General features: G+C 36.8%; 5 protein-coding genes and 1 pseudogene. All 6 read left to right on the top strand.

The features are described from left to right. The first annotated feature begins 49 nt into the window (after positions 1–49). A complete protein-coding gene (locus tag GGR32_RS10030; protein WP_183478072.1) occupies positions 50–4195 on the top strand; it encodes an Ig-like domain-containing protein in 4146 nt (1381 codons plus the stop codon). Between the two features lie 64 nt (positions 4196–4259). Next, the gene (locus GGR32_RS10025; protein ID WP_183478071.1) at positions 4260–7028 is read left to right on the top strand and encodes a T9SS type B sorting domain-containing protein; all 2769 of its coding nucleotides are present in this window, start codon (positions 4260–4262) and stop codon (positions 7026–7028) included. A 61-nt stretch (positions 7029–7089) separates the two neighbouring features. After that, positions 7090–8004: a PorP/SprF family type IX secretion system membrane protein gene (locus tag GGR32_RS10020; RefSeq protein WP_183478070.1), complete on the top strand. Its 915-nt coding sequence runs from the start codon at positions 7090–7092 to the stop codon at positions 8002–8004. A gap of 22 nt (positions 8005–8026) precedes the next feature. Continuing rightward, entirely contained in the window at positions 8027–9925 is a 1899-nt protein-coding gene (locus tag GGR32_RS10015; RefSeq protein WP_183478069.1) for an OmpA family protein, read from the top strand. A gap of 400 nt (positions 9926–10325) precedes the next feature. Next, a complete protein-coding gene (locus GGR32_RS10010; protein WP_183478068.1) occupies positions 10326–18656 on the top strand; it encodes a T9SS type B sorting domain-containing protein in 8331 nt (2776 codons plus the stop codon). A gap of 321 nt (positions 18657–18977) precedes the next feature. Further along, positions 18978–19705, top strand: a pseudogene (locus GGR32_RS10005) (hypothetical protein); the annotation flags it as partial.

Genomic DNA, 19705 nt, shown 5'->3' with positions numbered 1-19705 from the left:
TATTTTCCCGTACGATTAATTTTATTTTATAAAAGAATAATATTTTAATATGAAAAAAATATACATAACATTAAGTATGGTTTGCTTACTTTTTTTAAGTATGCAAAGCTATTCTCAAGTACTTCTTCCAGAGGATTTTGAGGATGATACGGCGACTAATATTTCTGATTTTGTAGGTTGGTCTGTAGATGATGCTAGATTCGGCTTAACAGGAAATAATGTATGTCAAGGAGATCAAGGAGTGCGTGTAAATATGTTCTCTGCTAATACGTCAGCAAGTCTTCAGTATTTATCGCAAATAACTACAGGGGATGATATAGACGTAAGTTTTGAGTATAAAATAGTAGACTCCAGCGGGAATGCTGTGTCAAATAATTTTGGAACAATTGATTTAAAGTACACAATTGACGGAGGAGTTACTTGGGTAAGTTATGCGACAATAGGACAAGCCGATGTGCCAGCTTCGGGATGTGATACTTATACAACAACTATTGCAGGGGCTAATGTGCCATCAGGTTCTACTTTTGGGTGGAAAGCAGAGATTACTTGGGCTACAGGAGATTATTATGTTTATTTTGATAATTTTCTTATCGTAGAGCAGGTAGGATGTATACAGCCAATACGAGTGAATATTGATGAGTCTTCTATAACTTCGAGTTCTGTTAATATTTCTTGGGAGAATATCAACACTCCAGCGTCTAATGTGAATTCATGGGAAGTTTATTATTGTATTACAAATTTACCTCCTTCAGGAAATCCAGATGGAGTTATATGTAATATGAAAACTGTTACGGGAAGTACGTCAACTATATTAACGGGTTTATTGGATGGTCAAAATTACTTTATACATGTAAGAGCTAAATGTGCATCATCTGATAGTGAATGGATGGGAGATGGTAAAGGTAACCCTGTTGTTTTTCAAACATTAGCTATTGGGTCAAATTGTGAGAATCCATTAGTGGTAAATGCTAATCCTTTAGCTCCTTTACCTACTGATTTGCCTTATACACATTCCAGTGAAACAGATATATACGGAGCTGGTGATTACTCAGGAACCCCAGGGGTTAGTTGTAATGTAAGTACTAGCTTGTTAAGTGGTTATGAGGTAGTATATCGTTATGTGTCAGATGAAGACGATATTTTGACAATCGATGTTTCTAACTTGAACTCAGTAAATGTAGGAGTATTTGTATATGAATCTTGCGCAGATATAGGAGACAGATGTATAGCAGGAGGGTTTTCTAATGATGGTTCTGATATTAACATAAATAGTTTATTTGTAAACGAAGGAGAAAGTTATTATATAGTAATAGCATCATTAGGAAATTCAGGGACGCCCCAAAATACAACATACACAATAGATATAGATGGTTTTGATTGTAATTCATGGGAAGCACCCAATACAGCAGGTTCGTTGATTGAATTTGTTGGAGGGCAAACCTTATATGATTTTTCATATTCCACTTTAGGAGCCGATGTTACCATTGTAGGAGCCGAAATAACTTGGTATGAAGATAATGCTGGAGTAAAAGGAAATGCAATAGCGATACCATCTTCTGTGATGTTGGCAGATCAAGATGTATATTGGGTGACTCAAAAAATAGGTTCTTGTGAAAGTCCTGCAGTGCAAGTTACTTTTGAAGAATTTGATTGTTTAGCTCAATTAGGCGGAATTACCAGTACTGTCGAAGATTATGTATGTGGTTCTGGACCAGTTACTTTAAATGCTGTAGCTGCAAATATGGATGAGGTGTATTGGTTTGATGCTCCTACAGGAGGAAATATTGTAGGGAATGGTGGTACATTTACAACCCCAGTTTTAACCGAAACAACTTCTTATTGGGTAAGTGAAACTTTTGTTGGAGAAAAAACCATTCTTAATCAAGGAAACCCTGGGCCTGTTAATAATATGCTTGGTACTTCTAACCATGGTGTTAAATTTACAGTAGGGCAATCGCTAACGATTGTTAATGTGCAGGTATATGCAGCAACATCAGGAACAATTACCTTAGAATTAAGAGGAGATGATAATTTGCCTATCCGAGGAAATACTTTTCAGGTAATAGGAGGTACAACGCCTAAATTAAACACGCTGAGTTTAAATTGGCAGATTCCAAATGCGGGTAATTATAGGCTTGTTAAGACAGAAGGAACAGCAGAATTGTTGTATACAAGTTCATCAGATGCTAATTTCCCTTATCCATTAAGTTATTTAGGGGAGGTAACATCTTCTGTTTCAGAAAGTGGTTCGACGAGTACTAATTATTACTATTTTTATAATTGGACTATTAGAGGAGAAGTGCCTTTATGTGAAACCCCAAGGGTTCAAGTAGATGCTACGGTAGAAACCATATATCCTATTGCAACTACGGCAGATAATATGGTAGTTTGTGTAAATGACCCTGTAAATCTTTCTGCAACTAGTGCGAATAGTAATTATGAATATACATGGACATGGATGGAAAACGGTTCCCTGCAAACAGATACAGGGGCTACAGTGACGGTGAATCCATTAGGAAATACAACTTATGAAGTAAAAGGAGTTGATACCATTACAGGTTGTGAATATATTGAAGAAATTTTTATAGAAACTCGAGGAGTAGCAGAGCTGCCAGTAGACCCGGAAATGGTTGATGTTTGTGCAGGAGAAGTGGTTAGGCTAAATTCAGGAGGATTAAGTTTTGATTTCGAAGATCAACAAGAAGTAAATGATTGGACAATTGTAAACCTATCTACTACTATAGATCCTTCTATAGACCCTAGTGCTTCTAGTTGGGAGGTAGTAACTTCACCATATAACATTAACGCTTTAAGTGTAGTGAGTAATGATGTGTCTGATTTCTTTATTTCAAATGCAGATGTTTTAGGAGCAGGAGCACAGCTAGATGCTCAATTAATATCACCAATAATAAGTTTGGTGGGTGTAGAGACAGCAGAATTAGAATTTTACCATTACTTTAAACCTTATTTGAGTGGTATGACTAATCAGAAAACTAGGGCTGTTGTTGCCGTCTCTGTAAATCAAGGTGCTTGGGAAGAGGTAGTTAGTTACCAGGATGAAGCACAAATATCAGATTTTGGTACGGAACAAAACTTTAAAAAGCAAACGTTTGATATTAGTCAATATGCAGGTTATCAAGATGTCCGTATACGTTTTCAACACGTAGGAGGTTGGGGATGGCACTGGGCTGTAGATAATGTTGTTGTTAAACGAAATTATTCAGATGCTCAAGTAATGTGGAGTCCAAATACAGGCTTATATTTTGATGAAGATTTATCTACACCTTATGATGGAACACATACCGGAAGTGTATATTTTGATGCCGCTACAGAGGGGACATATCAATATACGGCTACATTAGATGTGTTTGGATGTAATCAAGTTACGAGTACAATAGATATTAATGTCTATGATCCTTCGTCTCCAGTTGCAGATTCAGAGCAGATTTTTGTAGGAGGAGGAATTGTAGCTGATTTAGAGGCTACAGGAACAAACTTAAAATGGTACATTCTTAATGATCAAGGAGAATACAGACCTGTAACAAGAAATTACCCATTAGGGCATGGAGAGAAGTATTACGTAACACAAACACAAAATAATTGTGAAAGTGATTATACGGAGGTTACTGCAATATTTGATTGCCCTAGCCCTGAAAATATTGTAGCAAATGCAACAGTAACTTCAGATGGAATTACAGCAGATGTAATTATTTCATGGGATATTCCAACAAATACAGATGGACTGGTAGACTTTAGTGTAGTTTTAAAAGAAGGAGATTCTAATGTTATAGAAACACGTATCGTAGAAGCCTCGAAAAACTTTGTAATTATACAAGGCTTAAGTTTAGAAACAACCTATACTTATGAGGTGTACACAATTTGTGATGGAAATAGCGATTTACCTGTAAGTAGTTCTGTTTTTGAAGATAGTTTTGATACCAACGGATTGTCTGTAGATAAATTCTTTGCTGATTTCCGTTACTATCCAAACCCAACAACTTCTGTTGTAAATTTTGAAAATAACTTAGCAATAGAAAAGATAGAGGTGATAAATATGTTAGGGCAAGTTGTACAGATTGCTAAAGGAAATACAACGACTCTTACAGTAGATCTTTCTTATTTGTCACAAGGAACTTACTTTGCAAAAGTTAGTACAAGTAAAGCGACAAAAATTGTAAAGATTATTAAAAAATAAATATTTATAAAAAGAGCGAAGAACTGTAATTGGTTCTCGCTCTTTTAATACTAAATTTCACATTATGAAAAAAAGAATACTAACAACTGCCAAAACAAAGCTAAAAGGCTTATTTCTTTTATTCGCTTTGTTAGGTCTTTCTTTTGCTGGTTTTGCACAATGTGCAACACCTCCACCAACAGGAGAGGCTGGGCAATTTTTTTGTTCCCAAACTAGTTGGAATAATGCAGGCTTTTCGGTAACACAAGGAGATGTTTTAACAGATTTACAAGTTTATGGTCAAAATTTAACATGGTACACCGATGCAGCCTTAACAAATCAAGTTGTAGACCCAGCTAATGAAGAACCATCAGATGGCGATACCTATTACGTTACTCAAACGCCAGCAGGAGGTTGTGAAAGTGATCCTTTAGTGGTTGTACTTACAGACAAAGAATGTGGGTGTATAGAGAATCCTACTTTTGAAACACAAGAAGGGGATGTTAATTATGACGATTACACTTTTTATAGTGGTTCTTACCGTTCTTTTCATAAAACTTGTGGAGCAACAACAGCTGGGATGAGTATTTATCAAGCAGGTGGGAATGAAGCCATGATTTTACCAAAGGCTGCTGATGGTCAAATTTCAAATACAATTTTAATGACTGCCAATCCGAGTAATTCATTATCTAAATTTGGTTTACGTTTAAATGATAGTAGCACTTCAGGTTCAGATGATGTAACCCATGTGGTTAAAGAGTTTGTGGCAGGAGAAGTGTTTTCTTTTAATTTTGCTATGATTTTAGAGAATCCAGATGGGCACACTTATGAAGAGCAGCCTTTTGTACAAGTAAGACTTTACGACGAATTTGGAAATCTATATGCTACGCGTTGTATGGTGTCGCAACAAGACGATTGTATTTTTTATCAAGAAACTTCTGATTTATTATATAGTGAGTGGTCTTGTGTTAAATTTAATACTTTAGGTTTGATAGGTAGAAAAGCAAGAGTAGAAATTACGGTTGGTGATTGTACTTTAAGTGGGCATTATGGATATATGTATATTGATGATTTATATGCTGGAGATGAAGTAGATTCTGACTGTAATGATCCTTCTTTTGGATATGTGGCAATAGAGTCTTTAGAAACTATAGGTACAGGAGCAACTAGTTGTATAGTCTCTCAAGAGCAGGCTTCGGCTTCAAGTTGTTCTGCTACAGGTTTAGTAAATGCTTTGCCTTTCCCAGTAGAAGTTTGTGGTAGTTATGTAACACCATTCAGTTCGGGAGATCCTGCTGTAATGAACGATTTACGCTTAGATATTATTCAGAATAATACGGTTGTAGGAACTGTAACGAATCCTGTAATAGATGCAAATTCAGAAACTTTTTGTTTTACAGTTGATGCTACCGATGTAAATGTATCTCCTTACGGAGAATTTAGTTTTGAAGCTTATGTAGAATTTGGCTTAAATTGTGGAGCACCACAAACAGTACCAATTGATGATAGAAGTTTGGTAGATATTTGTCCAGAGTCGGGCTGTTCTTCTACAATTTTAGCTTGTGAAACATCTTCAAGTAGTTTTGGGGAGTTTGATTTAACAGTGGCTACACCTCAGATATACGGAAGATGGGCTCAAAATGATTTGATGGTCACGTACTATCCAACAAAAGATGATGCCATTACAGAAACTAATCAAATAACCTCAGAGAGTAGTTATATGCCAACTTCAAGCGTAGATAAAGTGTATGCTCGTATAGATTGGAATCCGGCAGGAGCAACAGGTAGCGATTGTTATTATGTTGTAGAAATCGACTTACTTTTAGGGGTTGCTCCAGATTTAACATTAACTGATATTACATTATGTGGTTCAGGAGATACTCAAGCTATTGTAGCTACACCGAATAATATATCGGAATTAATGGATGTTTCTTATGTGTGGAAAAAGAACGGTAATCGTATACCAAATACAGGAAGTTATCTTCAGGTAAATACACCAGGTACTTATGAAGTTACCGTGAAAAATTTTGAGTGTTCGGTAACACAAACTGTAAATGTAACTCAAATAGATTTTGATGTAGATTTAGGGAATACCATAGATATTTGTGATACAGAAGTAAACACAACACTTTCTCCTAAAATCACCGATAATAGTACTCCAGGAATAGATATGTCTCAGCTTACTTATAAATGGAGTACAGGAGAAACCACTAAAGATATCAATATTACAGAATCAGGAAATTATACCGTAGAGGTTACTTATAACGGATGTACATTTGTAGATGTGGTTTCTGTATTTTTAGAAACTTTACCTGTTGTAGATTTAGGTGCAGATATCCTTACGTGTAAAAATGAAGAGGTACAATTAACTGCTGCTATAGAAAATATTGCAAATGCAGAAGTGTTAGAGTACAAATGGTATAGAGATGGAGCTAGAATCCAAGGAAATACTCAGACAATTCTGGTTACAGGAGCAGGAGAATATACGGTAGAGGTAAATGAGCCAGGAGCCGACTGTGTAGGTACAGATAGCATCATGGTAGATTACTATGCAAACGAAAACTGTTTAATTACTCAAGGAATCTCTCCAGATACTTCACCAGGAATTAACGATGAATTAGATCTTGCATTTCTTGCCGATAGAACAGGAATAGAGAAAATCCAAATCTTTAACCGTTATGGACGATTAGTGTACGATAAAACAAATTACCGTAACGAATGGAATGGAGTAGATAATGATGGGAACGAACTACCAACAGGTACTTACTTCTACGTATTAGAGTTGAAGGCTGAGGATCCGATGTTTGGAAAAGTAGTGAAGAACTGGATATATATTAATCGTAAATCTAAATAGTAATTTTTATAGCCTGCTCACTCGCTTGGGCAGGCATAAATTACCTTAAAAATATAAACTAATGAAAAGACTATATATATTTTTAGCATTTTTTCTACTGATTACAGTAGCAAAAACAAATGCACAGCAAGATCCTCAATATACACAGTACATGTATAATATGCAGGTGGTAAATCCAGCTTATGCAGGGTCGAAAGAACACATGGAAGTTGGTTTGCTTTACCGTAAACAATGGTCAGGATTTACAGGAGCTCCCGAAACATTTACCTTTTCCGCACATTCTCCTATAGGAGAGAAAACAGGTTTAGGTTTATCGGCAATTTCCGACCAAATAGGACCTGTAAAAGAAACCAATGTTTATGCAGATTTCTCTTATACCATAGGTTTAGGAGGAGAGCATAAGTTAGCTTTTGGGGTAAAAGCAGGAGCTACTTTTCATGATGTAGGATTGTTTTCTGACTTTGATGGTAAACTTCAACAAAACGGAGACGATGCCTTCTCAGAGGATATTAATAATACCTATGCAAATTTCGGAGCAGGATTCTTGTATTATACCAATAAGTATTACGTAGGATTATCGGTGCCAAACATGTTAAAAACAGTGCATTTAGATTATAATGGAATAGAATATGGGAATGAAGAAACACACTTTTTTGCCACAGCAGGATACGTGTTTGATTTATCTCAAAACACAAAGTTTAAGCCTTCTACCTTGGTAAAAGGAAGTTTTGATTCGCCATTGTCATTCGATGTGAATGCAAACTTTTTATTCTATGACCGTTTTGAGATAGGTGCTTCTTATCGTTTTGACGATGCAGTAAGTGGTTTAGTAAGCGTAAGAGCTACCGATTGGATTCAGGTAGGTTTTGCATACGACCATACTGTTTCAGATATCAAAGATCCGTCTTACGAAGCTTTCGTTTTGTTTGATATCATCTTTAATAAGAAAACTTATTTATCACCACGTTATTTCTAATCACTTAAAAGCTTAAAGAATAATGAAAATTACACGATATTATATACCTGCCGTAGCTTTAATGTTAAGCTTGCAAATAAATGCACAAACCTCGGCAACAAAAAGAGCGGATAAGCATTTTGATCGTCTTGAATATGTAGAAGCTATTGAAGATTACGAAAAACTAGTTAAAAAAGGAAAAGCAGATGCTTATGTGTATAAGCAATTAGCAATAGCTTATCATAAGGTTTTTAACATGGCTCAGGCAGCAAAATATTATAATTTATACATGGATGCAGCAGAAGAAGTATCTGCAGAAATGTATTATAGTTATGCACAAACTTTATTGGTAACTAAAGATTATACCAACGCAAAGCTATACCTTAAAAAGTTTGCTCAAGCACAACCAAACGATAGCAGAGCTAAGAAATTCTTAAAAAACCAAAACTATTTGGCAGCTTTAGAAGCACAACCACATCGTTTTGAAGTTGAGCAATTAGGAATAAACAGTAGCTATATAGACTTTGGAGGCTTAGAACATGGCGAAGATTTGTATTTTGTTTCAGCAAGAAACAAGTCGAGAAGAACTTATGGGTGGAACGATCAACCAACGCTAGACGTTTACAAAGTAACTAAAGATGGCGATGTATTTGGAGACCCTAAACCTGTAGAAGGAGCTATTAATACCAAGTACAACGAAGGAACTGTAGCGATTACAGAAGATGGGGAAACCATGTATTTTAGTAGAAATGATTATACCGATGGTAAATACGAAGCTGATGAAGCAGGTATCGGGAGGTTGAAAATTTATAAAGCTACTAAAGTAAACGGAAAATGGGATGCAGTTAAAAGCTTACCGTTTAACGATTCTCAATATACCGTAGCGCATCCTGCATTAAGTCCAGATGGTAAAACATTGTACTTTTCTAGCGATATGCCAGGCGGATTTGGAGGAGCCGATTTATACAAAGTAAGTATAGATGAAGAAGGTAACTTTGGAGAACCTCAAAATTTAGGAGCTGCCATTAATACCGAAGGAAAAGAAAACTTCCCTTTTATAGATAAAGAAGGAACACTTTATTTTAGCTCAGATGGTCATTTAGGCTTAGGTGGATTAGATGTTTTTTCTGTTAATAAAAAAGGACAAGTAAAAAATATCGGAATGCCTATAAATAGCAATGCTGACGATTTTGCATTTACCTTTAATCCTGAAACTAAAAAAGGATACGTAAGCTCTAACCGAGGCGAATTACAAGCAATTGTTGCAAACGATAATATTTATGAAGTAGCAGAAATAATTCCTCCAGCAGAAATCGATTTATTTGTAAAAGTAATCGATGCAGAAACAGGAGCGATTATAAAACAAGCTCAGGTATTCCATTTTGATGAAAACGGAAAGCAATTAGCACATAAACTAACGGCAGCACAAGGAACGGTTGGATTTATGGATTTATTAGCAGCAGACCCATATAGCTTAAGAGCAGAAGCTCAAGGTTATCACCCAAATACTGCAGCAGTAGCCGCAGGACAAGAAGGTGAGGTAAATGTTACCATAGAACTTACGCCAATTGCTCCAATCATTACAGAAGAAGAGGTTGTACTTAATCCTATTTATTTCGATTTTGATAAAGCAGATATTTTACCACAAGCAGCATTAGAATTAGATAAATTGGTAGGAGTAATGAAGAAACATCCAGAAATGGTAATTCTTGCAGAAAGCCATACCGATAGTAGAGGTTCGGCAACTTACAACCAGAAGTTATCAGAGCGAAGAGCAAAAAGTACCGTAGCATATATTGTTTCTAAAGGTATTTCTGCCGATCGTATTAGCGGAAAAGGCGTAGGAGAAGCCGACCCTAAAATAAACTGTGGTGCTAATTGTACCGAAGAACAACACGGAGAAAACCGTAGATCGGTATTTAAAATTGTAGAACAAGAATAAACTTGTATAAAATAGCTTAAAAATAATTCTCAATAAAAGAGTTTGTTAACAAGTTAAGTATAATTTAAAGTTTAGCTGATAAAAGCCAATGGAGAAATTTCCATTGGCTTTTTATATTTTAATGAGATGATAATTTTAAGTTAATTTAAGCAAAAAAAAGAGAAGTGTTTTTTTAACATGCAGAAATAGAATTATTTAAAACCTAAGCTACTTGTGTTGTGCTATATTCTTATTTAAAGAAACACTTAAGCTTAAAAAAATGCAAAAGGATTATTGGGATATCTGCTAAAAAAGGTTATTTTTAACAAATTTTTAAATTTTGTTTCTATACTATAGTAGGAGTTTTTAAGCTTTAGTTGTTATAGGTATAGAATGTAATGTTAAATTATTTAAGAGAACTATGAAAAGATACCTACTACTCGTTGCACTTTTCGCACTATCACTTATTCAAAGTTATGGGCAGTGTGACCCAGTGATAAGTTTGAGTCCTACAATATGTTCGGACCCAGATAACGGGATTTATTTTATCAATCCCACAGATGAAGTTACCATTTCTATAGAAGATCAAAGTGGAAACCCACAAAGTGTAAATTGGGTACCTGAAGATTTTTTATATATGCAGCAATTTCAGTTAGGAGCACTTAAAGATATTCCATTTGCTGTTCCTTCACCTGTGTATCTTAACGGAAACCCGCATAACAATCCAAGTTTAAACCCTAACCCAATAGAGGGTATGGCTGCAAATGCAGTCTATACTTATGCAGCAGAGTTTACTATAGGAGACCCAAGTTGCGGGCCAACAACAGAAAATATAACTATAGTTACAGGAGGTTTTACGTATAATGATTACTGTAAAAACGATGTAAAAACAATAACAGATATAGAAAATGATTTAACAATTTTAAGTAATTACCCTACCATTACTTGGTATGCTGATACTTCTGCTTTAAACGCAGTTCCAGATACAACAACAATTAATCCTGGTGATACTTATTATGTAGATTTAGATATAGCAGGATGTTCTACATTAATTCCTGTTTATGTAGAATATACTATGCCACTTCCAGAAGGTGCTTCGGTACAAGAGTTTTGTTCGGAAACTACTTGGATAAATGCTGGTTATACAGGAAAAGATGGCGATACTTTGGCAGACTTAATTGTATGTGGTGAAAATTTAACATGGTATAGTGATGCCGCCGGGACAATAGTGTTGCCTTCTTTTACAGAATTGGTAGATGGGACAACCTATTATGTTAGCCAAGGAGAATTTGGTTGTGAAAGTGGATTATTGGCAATAACAGTAGTAGAGAGAGAGTGTTCTTGTACTAAAAATGCAGGTTTCGAGAAAGATACAGTGTCTTTATCAGATTTTGAGTTTTTTTATGATGCGAATGTTGGTCTTAAGCATTGTGATATGAGCTCTATTACAAATACAACACCTATAACATTAGGGCCTGTAAATGGTTGGACAGGAGCTAACCTGGTAGATATGAATACAGAGCCTTTTGATAGCCATTTATCACAGTATGGAATTATATTACCAACATCTAACCCTTATACAGATAATTGTTCAAGATATTCACTGCGTTTAAACGATACAAGTGTTGGAGGTTATGTGGCTAAGATGAGGAGTGAGTTTATTGCTGGAGATGTTTTAGCTTTTGATTTTGCGCTAGTTCTTGAAAATCCAACAGGGCATTCAACAGATCAGCCTTTTATGAATGTTAGGGTTTTTGATGAATTTGGAAATTTGGTGCAGGAGCGTTGTATTGTTTCAGATCCAGAGGGGTGTGTATTTTTTGATGTGTCAGAGCAAAACGGACCTAACGATCAAGACCCTAGTCAAACGGTTCTTTATTCAGAGTGGTCTAGTGTAAAAATGAATACAGCAGCCATTCAAGGAAAGAAGGCTGTTTTGGAAGTTTCTATAGCAGATTGTGGAGCATCTGGGCATTATGGGTATGGTTATATAGATAATTTATATGTGGGGCCAGAGTTAGGTTCTCCTCAAGATTCTACTTTTGGATATGCTACATTGGAACCTGTAGCTGATAATGGAGATGGATATGCAGATTGTTCTTTAGTTCAGCCTCCTACAGAAAACCCTGCGTGTGAGCCAGAGTTAGCTATTTTAAACCCACAGTTTCCGCTTCAAGTTTGCGGTACCTATGTAAATCCTGTGGTAGTTGATAGTGCTCCAGAGCTTGGAGATATTACCTTATATATATATAATCAGAATGGTCAAGAGGTAGGAAAAATTTTGAATTTCACAGGTACTGGAGGGCAGATTTGTTTTACAGTAAATGCTTCAGATATTACGGGTGATTTATACGGTGAATTCACTTTTGAGCTAGAAGTTTCATTTGAGATTCCTTGTGGTCAAGGATCTGGTTTTGATGAGATTGTTGTTACGGCACTTAGCTCTGGTATAAAGATGTGTCCTACGTCAGGATGTCCTGCTCCTATTAGTTTTTGTTCTGTTGCAGGTGGGCCACAACCAATTAATTTAAGAAACTCTGAAGTGGATGTTCTAGATGGTTTACCAGCCTCTGATTATAAAATTACTTATTATACAGATGAAAATGATGCTCACGCAGGTTCGGGGACATCACAGATAACAGGTACACAGGTAACAAATTATACTGTTACTTCTTCTGAAACGATATATATTCGTTTAGAATATGATTATGCAGCTTTAGGGATTTCTTCTATAGATGACTGCTATGATGTGGTTCCTCTTGAGATTTTAGTGGGAGATTATCCTCAAATTCCAGCAACAGTAGCAGGACTTACCGAATGTGGATCTGCAGGGGTTGCTTCAGACTTTAATTTAGAAGATAGTTATACAGCCATTTTTGCAGGTTTAAATGCAGATAGTTATACTACAGAGTTTTATACAAGTCATACTGCTGCCGATACACAAGATGTTTCACAACAAATTACAAATTATACAGCTTATCCTAGTGTAGGAACAGAAACCGTATATGTAAGAGTAATGAACGAAGATGGTTGTCATGCTGTTACGGAGTTTACATTAACAATTGATGAGGTTGTCTATAATGCGCCTCTACCAGTTACGGAGTGTGAAGGAGCAACGCAAGGAATTGCTACATTTGATTTAACACAGATTACTAATCAAATAACAGGAGGGAATCTTAATTTAGGGGTTACCTATTATTATTCACAAGCAGGAGCAGATAGCCAAACAGCTACAGATGAAGTTCCGCAACCGTATAATGCATATCAAAATAGTACCCAAAATGCAGAAACACTATTTGCGCGTATAGAAGAAAGCACTTCTACAGGCTGTAGTGTTGTAGAGTCGGTACAGTTAAATGTAGCGCCACGTCCTGTGGTTAATACAATTCCTACACAGTTTTCATGTGATAATGATAACTCGGGAAGCGAAACGTTTATATTATCTTCTTTTGATTCTGCTATTACAGGAGGAGCTTCAGGAGTTAGTGTAAGTTACCATGCAGATATGAACGCAGCTAATAGCGGTACGCCTGCATTGCCAAATTCGTATTCAGCACCAGTTGGAATGACTACCATTTATGCTAGGGTTACAGATAATACTCCACAATCATGTTTTAATGTGGTTTCTATAGATATAGAAGTAGGGGAATCTCCTAACCTTCCAACAAATATTCCTGCATTGGCAAGTTGTGACGCAGCAGGAGGAGGTGTGTTCTTTAACTTAACAGATAGAGAATCTGATATTTTGGCGAACGAGACAGGATTAATAGGTACAGGAGCGGTAAGTTATTATGAAGATGCAGGCTTAACAATGCTTATTTCAGATTCCGATGCTTTAAACTATAGCAGTACAGGACAAATTATTTATGTAGAAGTAGAAGGAGTGAATGGTTGTGTATCTTCAGCTAGTTTTAATTTAATAGTAGATACTGTTTCTGTAGGTACAATTACAGATAAATCAGAATGTGATGGAGGAGGTAGCGGTTTTGCTGTATTTGATTTAACAGATAGCGATGCAGAAGCTTTAAACGGACAAAGCCCAACAACATATAGTGTTTATTATTTCCAGGAAGCAGATTCTGCTCTGGCTCAGACAGGAGATATAACCGCTTCGATTAATAACGATGCTACTTTAGATGAAACGGCTTATACCAATGCAACTAATCCAGAACAAATATGGGTAGTTGTAAAACATAACAGTTATCCTGATTGTTTTGTGGTAACTAGTTATGAAATTTCAGCAACGGCATCTGCGGCTTTTAATGAGCCGGTAGCCTTAGAAAAGTGTGATGATGATAATGATGGTTTTGTAAGTTTTAACTTAGCAGGAGCAAAAGGACAAATACAAGGAGGGAATACAACAATAGCAGTAAGTGTTCACCCAACACCATCGGATGCGCAAAATAATGTAAATGCATTACCTACAAATTATACCAATGTAAATGCGTACAACCAGACTTTATATTTACGAATAGTAGATACGCAAAATGGTTGTGAAAGTTATAGAGACTTACCTTTAATAGTATATAATAGTCCAGCACCTATTATAACAGCGCCAACAGATGTAAGCGGCTGTGATGATGATAGCGATGGCTTTGCTTATGTAGACTTTATGCAAGTAGCAAATGAGGTGTTAAGCGGATTAGACCCTACCACACATACGGTGACGTTCCATGCTGACTCGTCAACCGCAACAGCAGGGACTCCAGAAATCACCCCAGCAGGAAATTACCAAACAGCAGAGATTTGGGTGCGTGTTACCAACCAGCACGGGTGTTTTGGAATCACAAGTTTCCAATATACGGTAAACCCATTACCAGTGCCAATTCAAGCGACTCCATTAGAAGTTTGTGATGATATGGCAGGAGGAAGTGATACCGATGAGATAGCATTATTTGATTTGACCAGTAAAGAGTCAGAAATAAGTGGAGGAAACACAAGCTGGAATTTCACTTGGTACAATACAGATGATCCAACTCAACTGAATAACGCAACACTTATTCAAGATCCAAGTAATTTCCAAAATAATATTCCAGGTCACCAAACTGTAACAGCATTGGTTACCGATGAGAATGCTTGTGCGGTAAGCACCACCTTAACCCTAACGGTAAATCCGTTACCATCTCCAGAGGCAAGCATTCCAAACTATGTGGTTTGTGATGACGATAACGATGGTTTTGTAGAATTTGATTTAAGTACTCAAAGTGATTTTATCGCAAACGGAGAACCAGGAATTAGCATTACATATTATACCACAGCGATAGATGCCGAAGCAGGTTTAGCGCAAAATCAAGTAGGGCCACTTTATCAAAATACAGTAGCCTTTACCCAAGAGATTTTTGCAAGAGCAACCAACGATGTTACGGGATGTCACCGTGTGGTAAGCTTTATGTTAGAAGTAACTGGCTTACCAGAAGTAGATTTTTCAGCCGCTACGGATATGTATGCCTGTGATGTAGATAATATAGGAAGTGCACGTTTTGATTTAACAGCAAATGAAACCGCAATATTAGGAAGTGCCAATCCATCAGATTTTACCATTACCTACCACGAAAGTGAAGCAGATGCTTTGGTACCTCAAAATGCTATAGGGAATAACAACCTAGGCAATTACCAAGTAACCACTGCCAATAGCCCAACAACTATATGGATGCGTATTTCATATACAACTACGGGTTGTGAACGCATATTGAGTTTTGATTTAATTGTAAACGAAGCCCCAAGCATCAATCACCCAAGTATGCTTAGCGCCTGTGATTCAAGCGCCCAAGCTATTGATGATGAAATAGGTTTATTCGACTTAACCGAGCGAACTCCTGCCATTACAGGTGGCGATAACAGTTTGGCGGTATACTATTATGAACCAGGAGCCGACCCAATGTCAGACAGCCCAATCGTAAACGATATGGCTTATGAAAACCCAGCAGGAATGAATCCAGTTACGATTCCAGTAAAAGTAGTAAGCCCTAGCGGATGTGAACAATTAACTACTTTAACCCTAACGGTTACACCAAACCCAAGTATAGCAGACCCGTTAGCTCCTGTTGAAGTTTGTGATGCCGATAATGATGGAGTAGAAGAATTTCCACTAGCTGATTTAATTCCTGATATTTTAAATGGAGAGCCTAATGTAGCCATCAGCTTCCACTTAACTGCAGCTGATGCAGAAAGCGGCACAAGTCCAATCGATACCAGTGCTCCTTATCAGACCTCTGTAGGAAATACCCAAGTATTGCATGTACGTGCAGAAAATGTTGGGCCAAACGGAACAGACGGAACCGGATGTTATGTAACCCGAACCCTGACATTAGTTACGGTAGCCTCACCAGAAGTAGTTGCTTTAGAAGATTTATATCAATGTGAAGATGAAAACTTACTTCCAGGTTATGCCGTATTTGATTTAACCGAGAATCATGTGAATATCTTAGGAAATCAAAATGCAGATTCTGTAACAATTACTTACCATGAAAACGCAGCCGATGCTGCTACGGGAGATAATGCGATTGCAGTACCAATGTATTACACAAATACAGCACCATATACCCCACAAGAGATTTGGGTTCATATAGAAAATGAAACCACTGGATGCTATGATGTAGAAGAACACAGTTTCTTTATCTATGTAGAAGAATTACCTGTGGTAACAAGTCCAAGTCCATTACGTGTTTGTGATGACGATTATGACAATGTACCTATGGCTAATGTTTCGTTTGATTTAACACAAAAAGAAGGCGAAATGGCAGGCGTTCCAGGAATGCCAGCGCCAGCGAACTATAGCTTTACCTATTATGCTAATCTTACCGATTACCAAAACGGAACAGCGATTAGTGACCCACGTGATTATACCAACGAGACACAACCACAAACGGTGTATATAGAAGTAGAAAACACAAGTACCCAAGAAGGATGTAGCCGATTAATCACGATGACTTTAGAAGTGTTGGCTTTACCAAGTCCATCGGAAGAAGACTTTGAGACCTTGGCACAAGAACAATGTGATGATGATAACGATGGAATAGCATCAACTCCATTTGATTTAACCACAAGCGGACTACAAATTGCAGGTGGAGAAAATGTAGAGATGAGCTATTGGAAAACTCAAACCGCTGCCGAAGAAGGAGACACAAGCGTAGTAGAGTATATTGCCACTCCTTCAGCTTATACGAATGAGTTAGCTTATAACCGATTAGATGAATTTGGAAACCCAACCAACGAACAAGTAATATGGGTACGTGTAGTAAGTGGAGCGGCTAACAACCCATGCTATGTATTGGTAAGTTTCCCTATCCGTGTAATCCCAGCACCAGTACTAAACCCACTAGGCGATCCTTTTGGTTATGTATTGTGTGAAACAGGAACTACAGGTCAGGCGCAAATCAATACCGATGATATTGCGTATAACCTATACCGTGTAGCTGATAGTGACCCAACTAATATTATCACATTATTAGATGAAGACCCAGCTACCAATCAAGGTCAAAGCATTGACTTGTCAGACTATACCCTTACTTATCACTGGACATCAGCCGAGGCAGATTCAGGAGTAAACGCAATAAGTAACGGTACGATGGTTAGCGATGGAGACACCTTATATGTACGAGTAGTTTATACTAGTAGCGGATGCTTAGGTGAAATAGGTGTAATTGAAATCACGGTAGAGCCGCGCCCAGGAATAGCAGCTACAAGTATCGAGGAGTATTATTGTTCAGATGAACAAGGAGGGTCGACAGTTAGTTTAGATTTAACCCAATACGACGCTACGGTAAACCCAGGAGCACCAGCGGATACTCAGGTAGTTTATTATGCCGACCAAATAGCCTATGAAAATGGAGAAGCAATAGACACACCAAATAATTATACCACTTATGATAACCCACAAACGCTTATTGCGGAAGTTATCAACACCAATACATTATGTGAATCAGCAGCAGTTGTGGAGATAACAATTCATGTAAATCCACGTCCAGTGGTTGATATAAGTATGTATGACGGTATGGTGATTTGTGTAGATTTAAATCAGAACACACCAGTAGAAGGTGGCGATTATGATCCGATTACCTTAGAAACGCTTCTTCCAGAAGACGGTACCTATACATTTAGTTGGACGTTAGACGGTCAACCTGTGGGTGGAAACACCGCAAGTTTAGCCGCAACGCAAGCAGGAACTTATGAAGTAACAGTAACACATGTAGCGAGTAATTGTGTAAGCTCAAGCATGGCAACGCTTATTCAGAGCAACCCGCCAGAGTTTAGTGTACGTCCATTAAGTTTAGCTTTCGATGAAACCCATAGTGCCGAAGTTTATAACATTCAAGGCGCAGGCGACTATGAATTTAGAATAGACAACGGGCCATGGATGAGTTTAGGAGAGTTAACAAGTATAGCTTTTGATGGCTTATCAGCAGGAGAACACATTGTTTATGGTAGAGACAAAAATGGATGTGGAGTAACGGTACAGGCGATATCATTTATCGATTACCCAAAATTCTTTACGCCAAACGAAGATGGATATAATGACCGTTGGAATATTATAGGCTTACAAGATCAGCCTCAAGCTAAGATTTATATCTTTGATAGGTATGGTAAGTTATTAAAACAACTGAGTCCTATGAGTGAAGGTTGGGACGGAACCTATAATGGAAAACCGATGCCGTCGAATGATTACTGGTTTAGTGTAGAGTACTTACAAATCAATCCAGATGAAACCACAAGCGTAAAAACCTTTAAAAAGAATTTTACACTGAAGCGGTAAAAGTTATTAATATGTTAACATAAGAAAAGAGGGCTATCTTTGAGGTAGCCCTCTTTTTTCTTTGATAAATGCTTTTTATTAATAAAACTTTATTCGCGGTAAATTATGTTAAAATGTAGGTTATGTGTGTTAAAGTAAGTTATAATTTAACAATTATTGGTTAGTACTGATAAATATTAGATTTTGTTGAGGTGTAATATGTTAATTTTGTTTTTTTATATGATATGTAGTGACTTTTAGTTCTTCTACTGTGTCTAAATCAAAAAGTGTATAAACTAATTTGAAAATTAATAAATATTTAAACTTCTAATAAATTATATAATGAGAAGAATATTACTAGTTTTTTTTATTCTGATAGGGTACTCTGCTTTTTCACAAGTTGGAATAGGTACGAGTTCTCCAAATGAATCTTCCCAGTTGGAAATAGTGTCATCTGATAGAGGTATATTGATACCGCAGGTGGCATTAACCGATTTGACAGATCAAGTTACTATTGTAAATGGTAACGTAGAAAGTCTTTTAGTGTACAACGTGAGTACGCAGAATGATGTGACCCCAGGCTATTATTATTGGTATAATGGTAGTTGGAATAGGGTTGCAAGTTATACTGATATAAGTGATATTAACACAACGAATGTTAGTATAACTGAAGATGGTACCGATTTTATTATCACAGATAGTGACGGTAACACTGTAACTATACCGTTAAAAGATATTCAGTTGGTTTCAACTATGGTGTCTAACAACGACGGTACTTATTTATATACAAACGAAGATGGGGACACAACTTTAATCGATGTTCCTGCAGATGTAGTAAATGAGTTTCAAACGATTATCAACGATAGCAGTGTTCAAAACATCTTAAACGAATATTTGACGACCAAAGCAGAAGGGAATGTATCTTACGATGGTAACAACTTCTACTATGTAGATGCGAATGGCGATACACAAGTAATCGATATTCAGGATTTAGAAACCACTTCTACCTTAGTAGACAATACAGACGGTACCTATTTATATACAAACGAAGATGGGGACACAACTTTAAT

This window comes from Mesonia hippocampi (genome assembly GCF_014197445.1).
Lineage (GTDB): Bacteria > Bacteroidota > Bacteroidia > Flavobacteriales > Flavobacteriaceae > Mesonia > Mesonia hippocampi.
Note: the sequence above shows the minus strand (reverse complement) of the source record. Positions and strands in the feature narration are given on the sequence as shown.

Coding starts and splice junctions, on each gene's coding strand:
- GGR32_RS10010 (WP_183478068.1), top strand. CDS start 10,326: ATGAAAAGATACCTACTACTCGTTGCACTTTTCGCACTATCACTTATT.
- GGR32_RS10020 (WP_183478070.1), top strand. CDS start 7,090: ATGAAAAGACTATATATATTTTTAGCATTTTTTCTACTGATTACAGTA.
- GGR32_RS10030 (WP_183478072.1), top strand. CDS start 50: ATGAAAAAAATATACATAACATTAAGTATGGTTTGCTTACTTTTTTTA.
- GGR32_RS10015 (WP_183478069.1), top strand. CDS start 8,027: ATGAAAATTACACGATATTATATACCTGCCGTAGCTTTAATGTTAAGC.
- GGR32_RS10025 (WP_183478071.1), top strand. CDS start 4,260: ATGAAAAAAAGAATACTAACAACTGCCAAAACAAAGCTAAAAGGCTTA.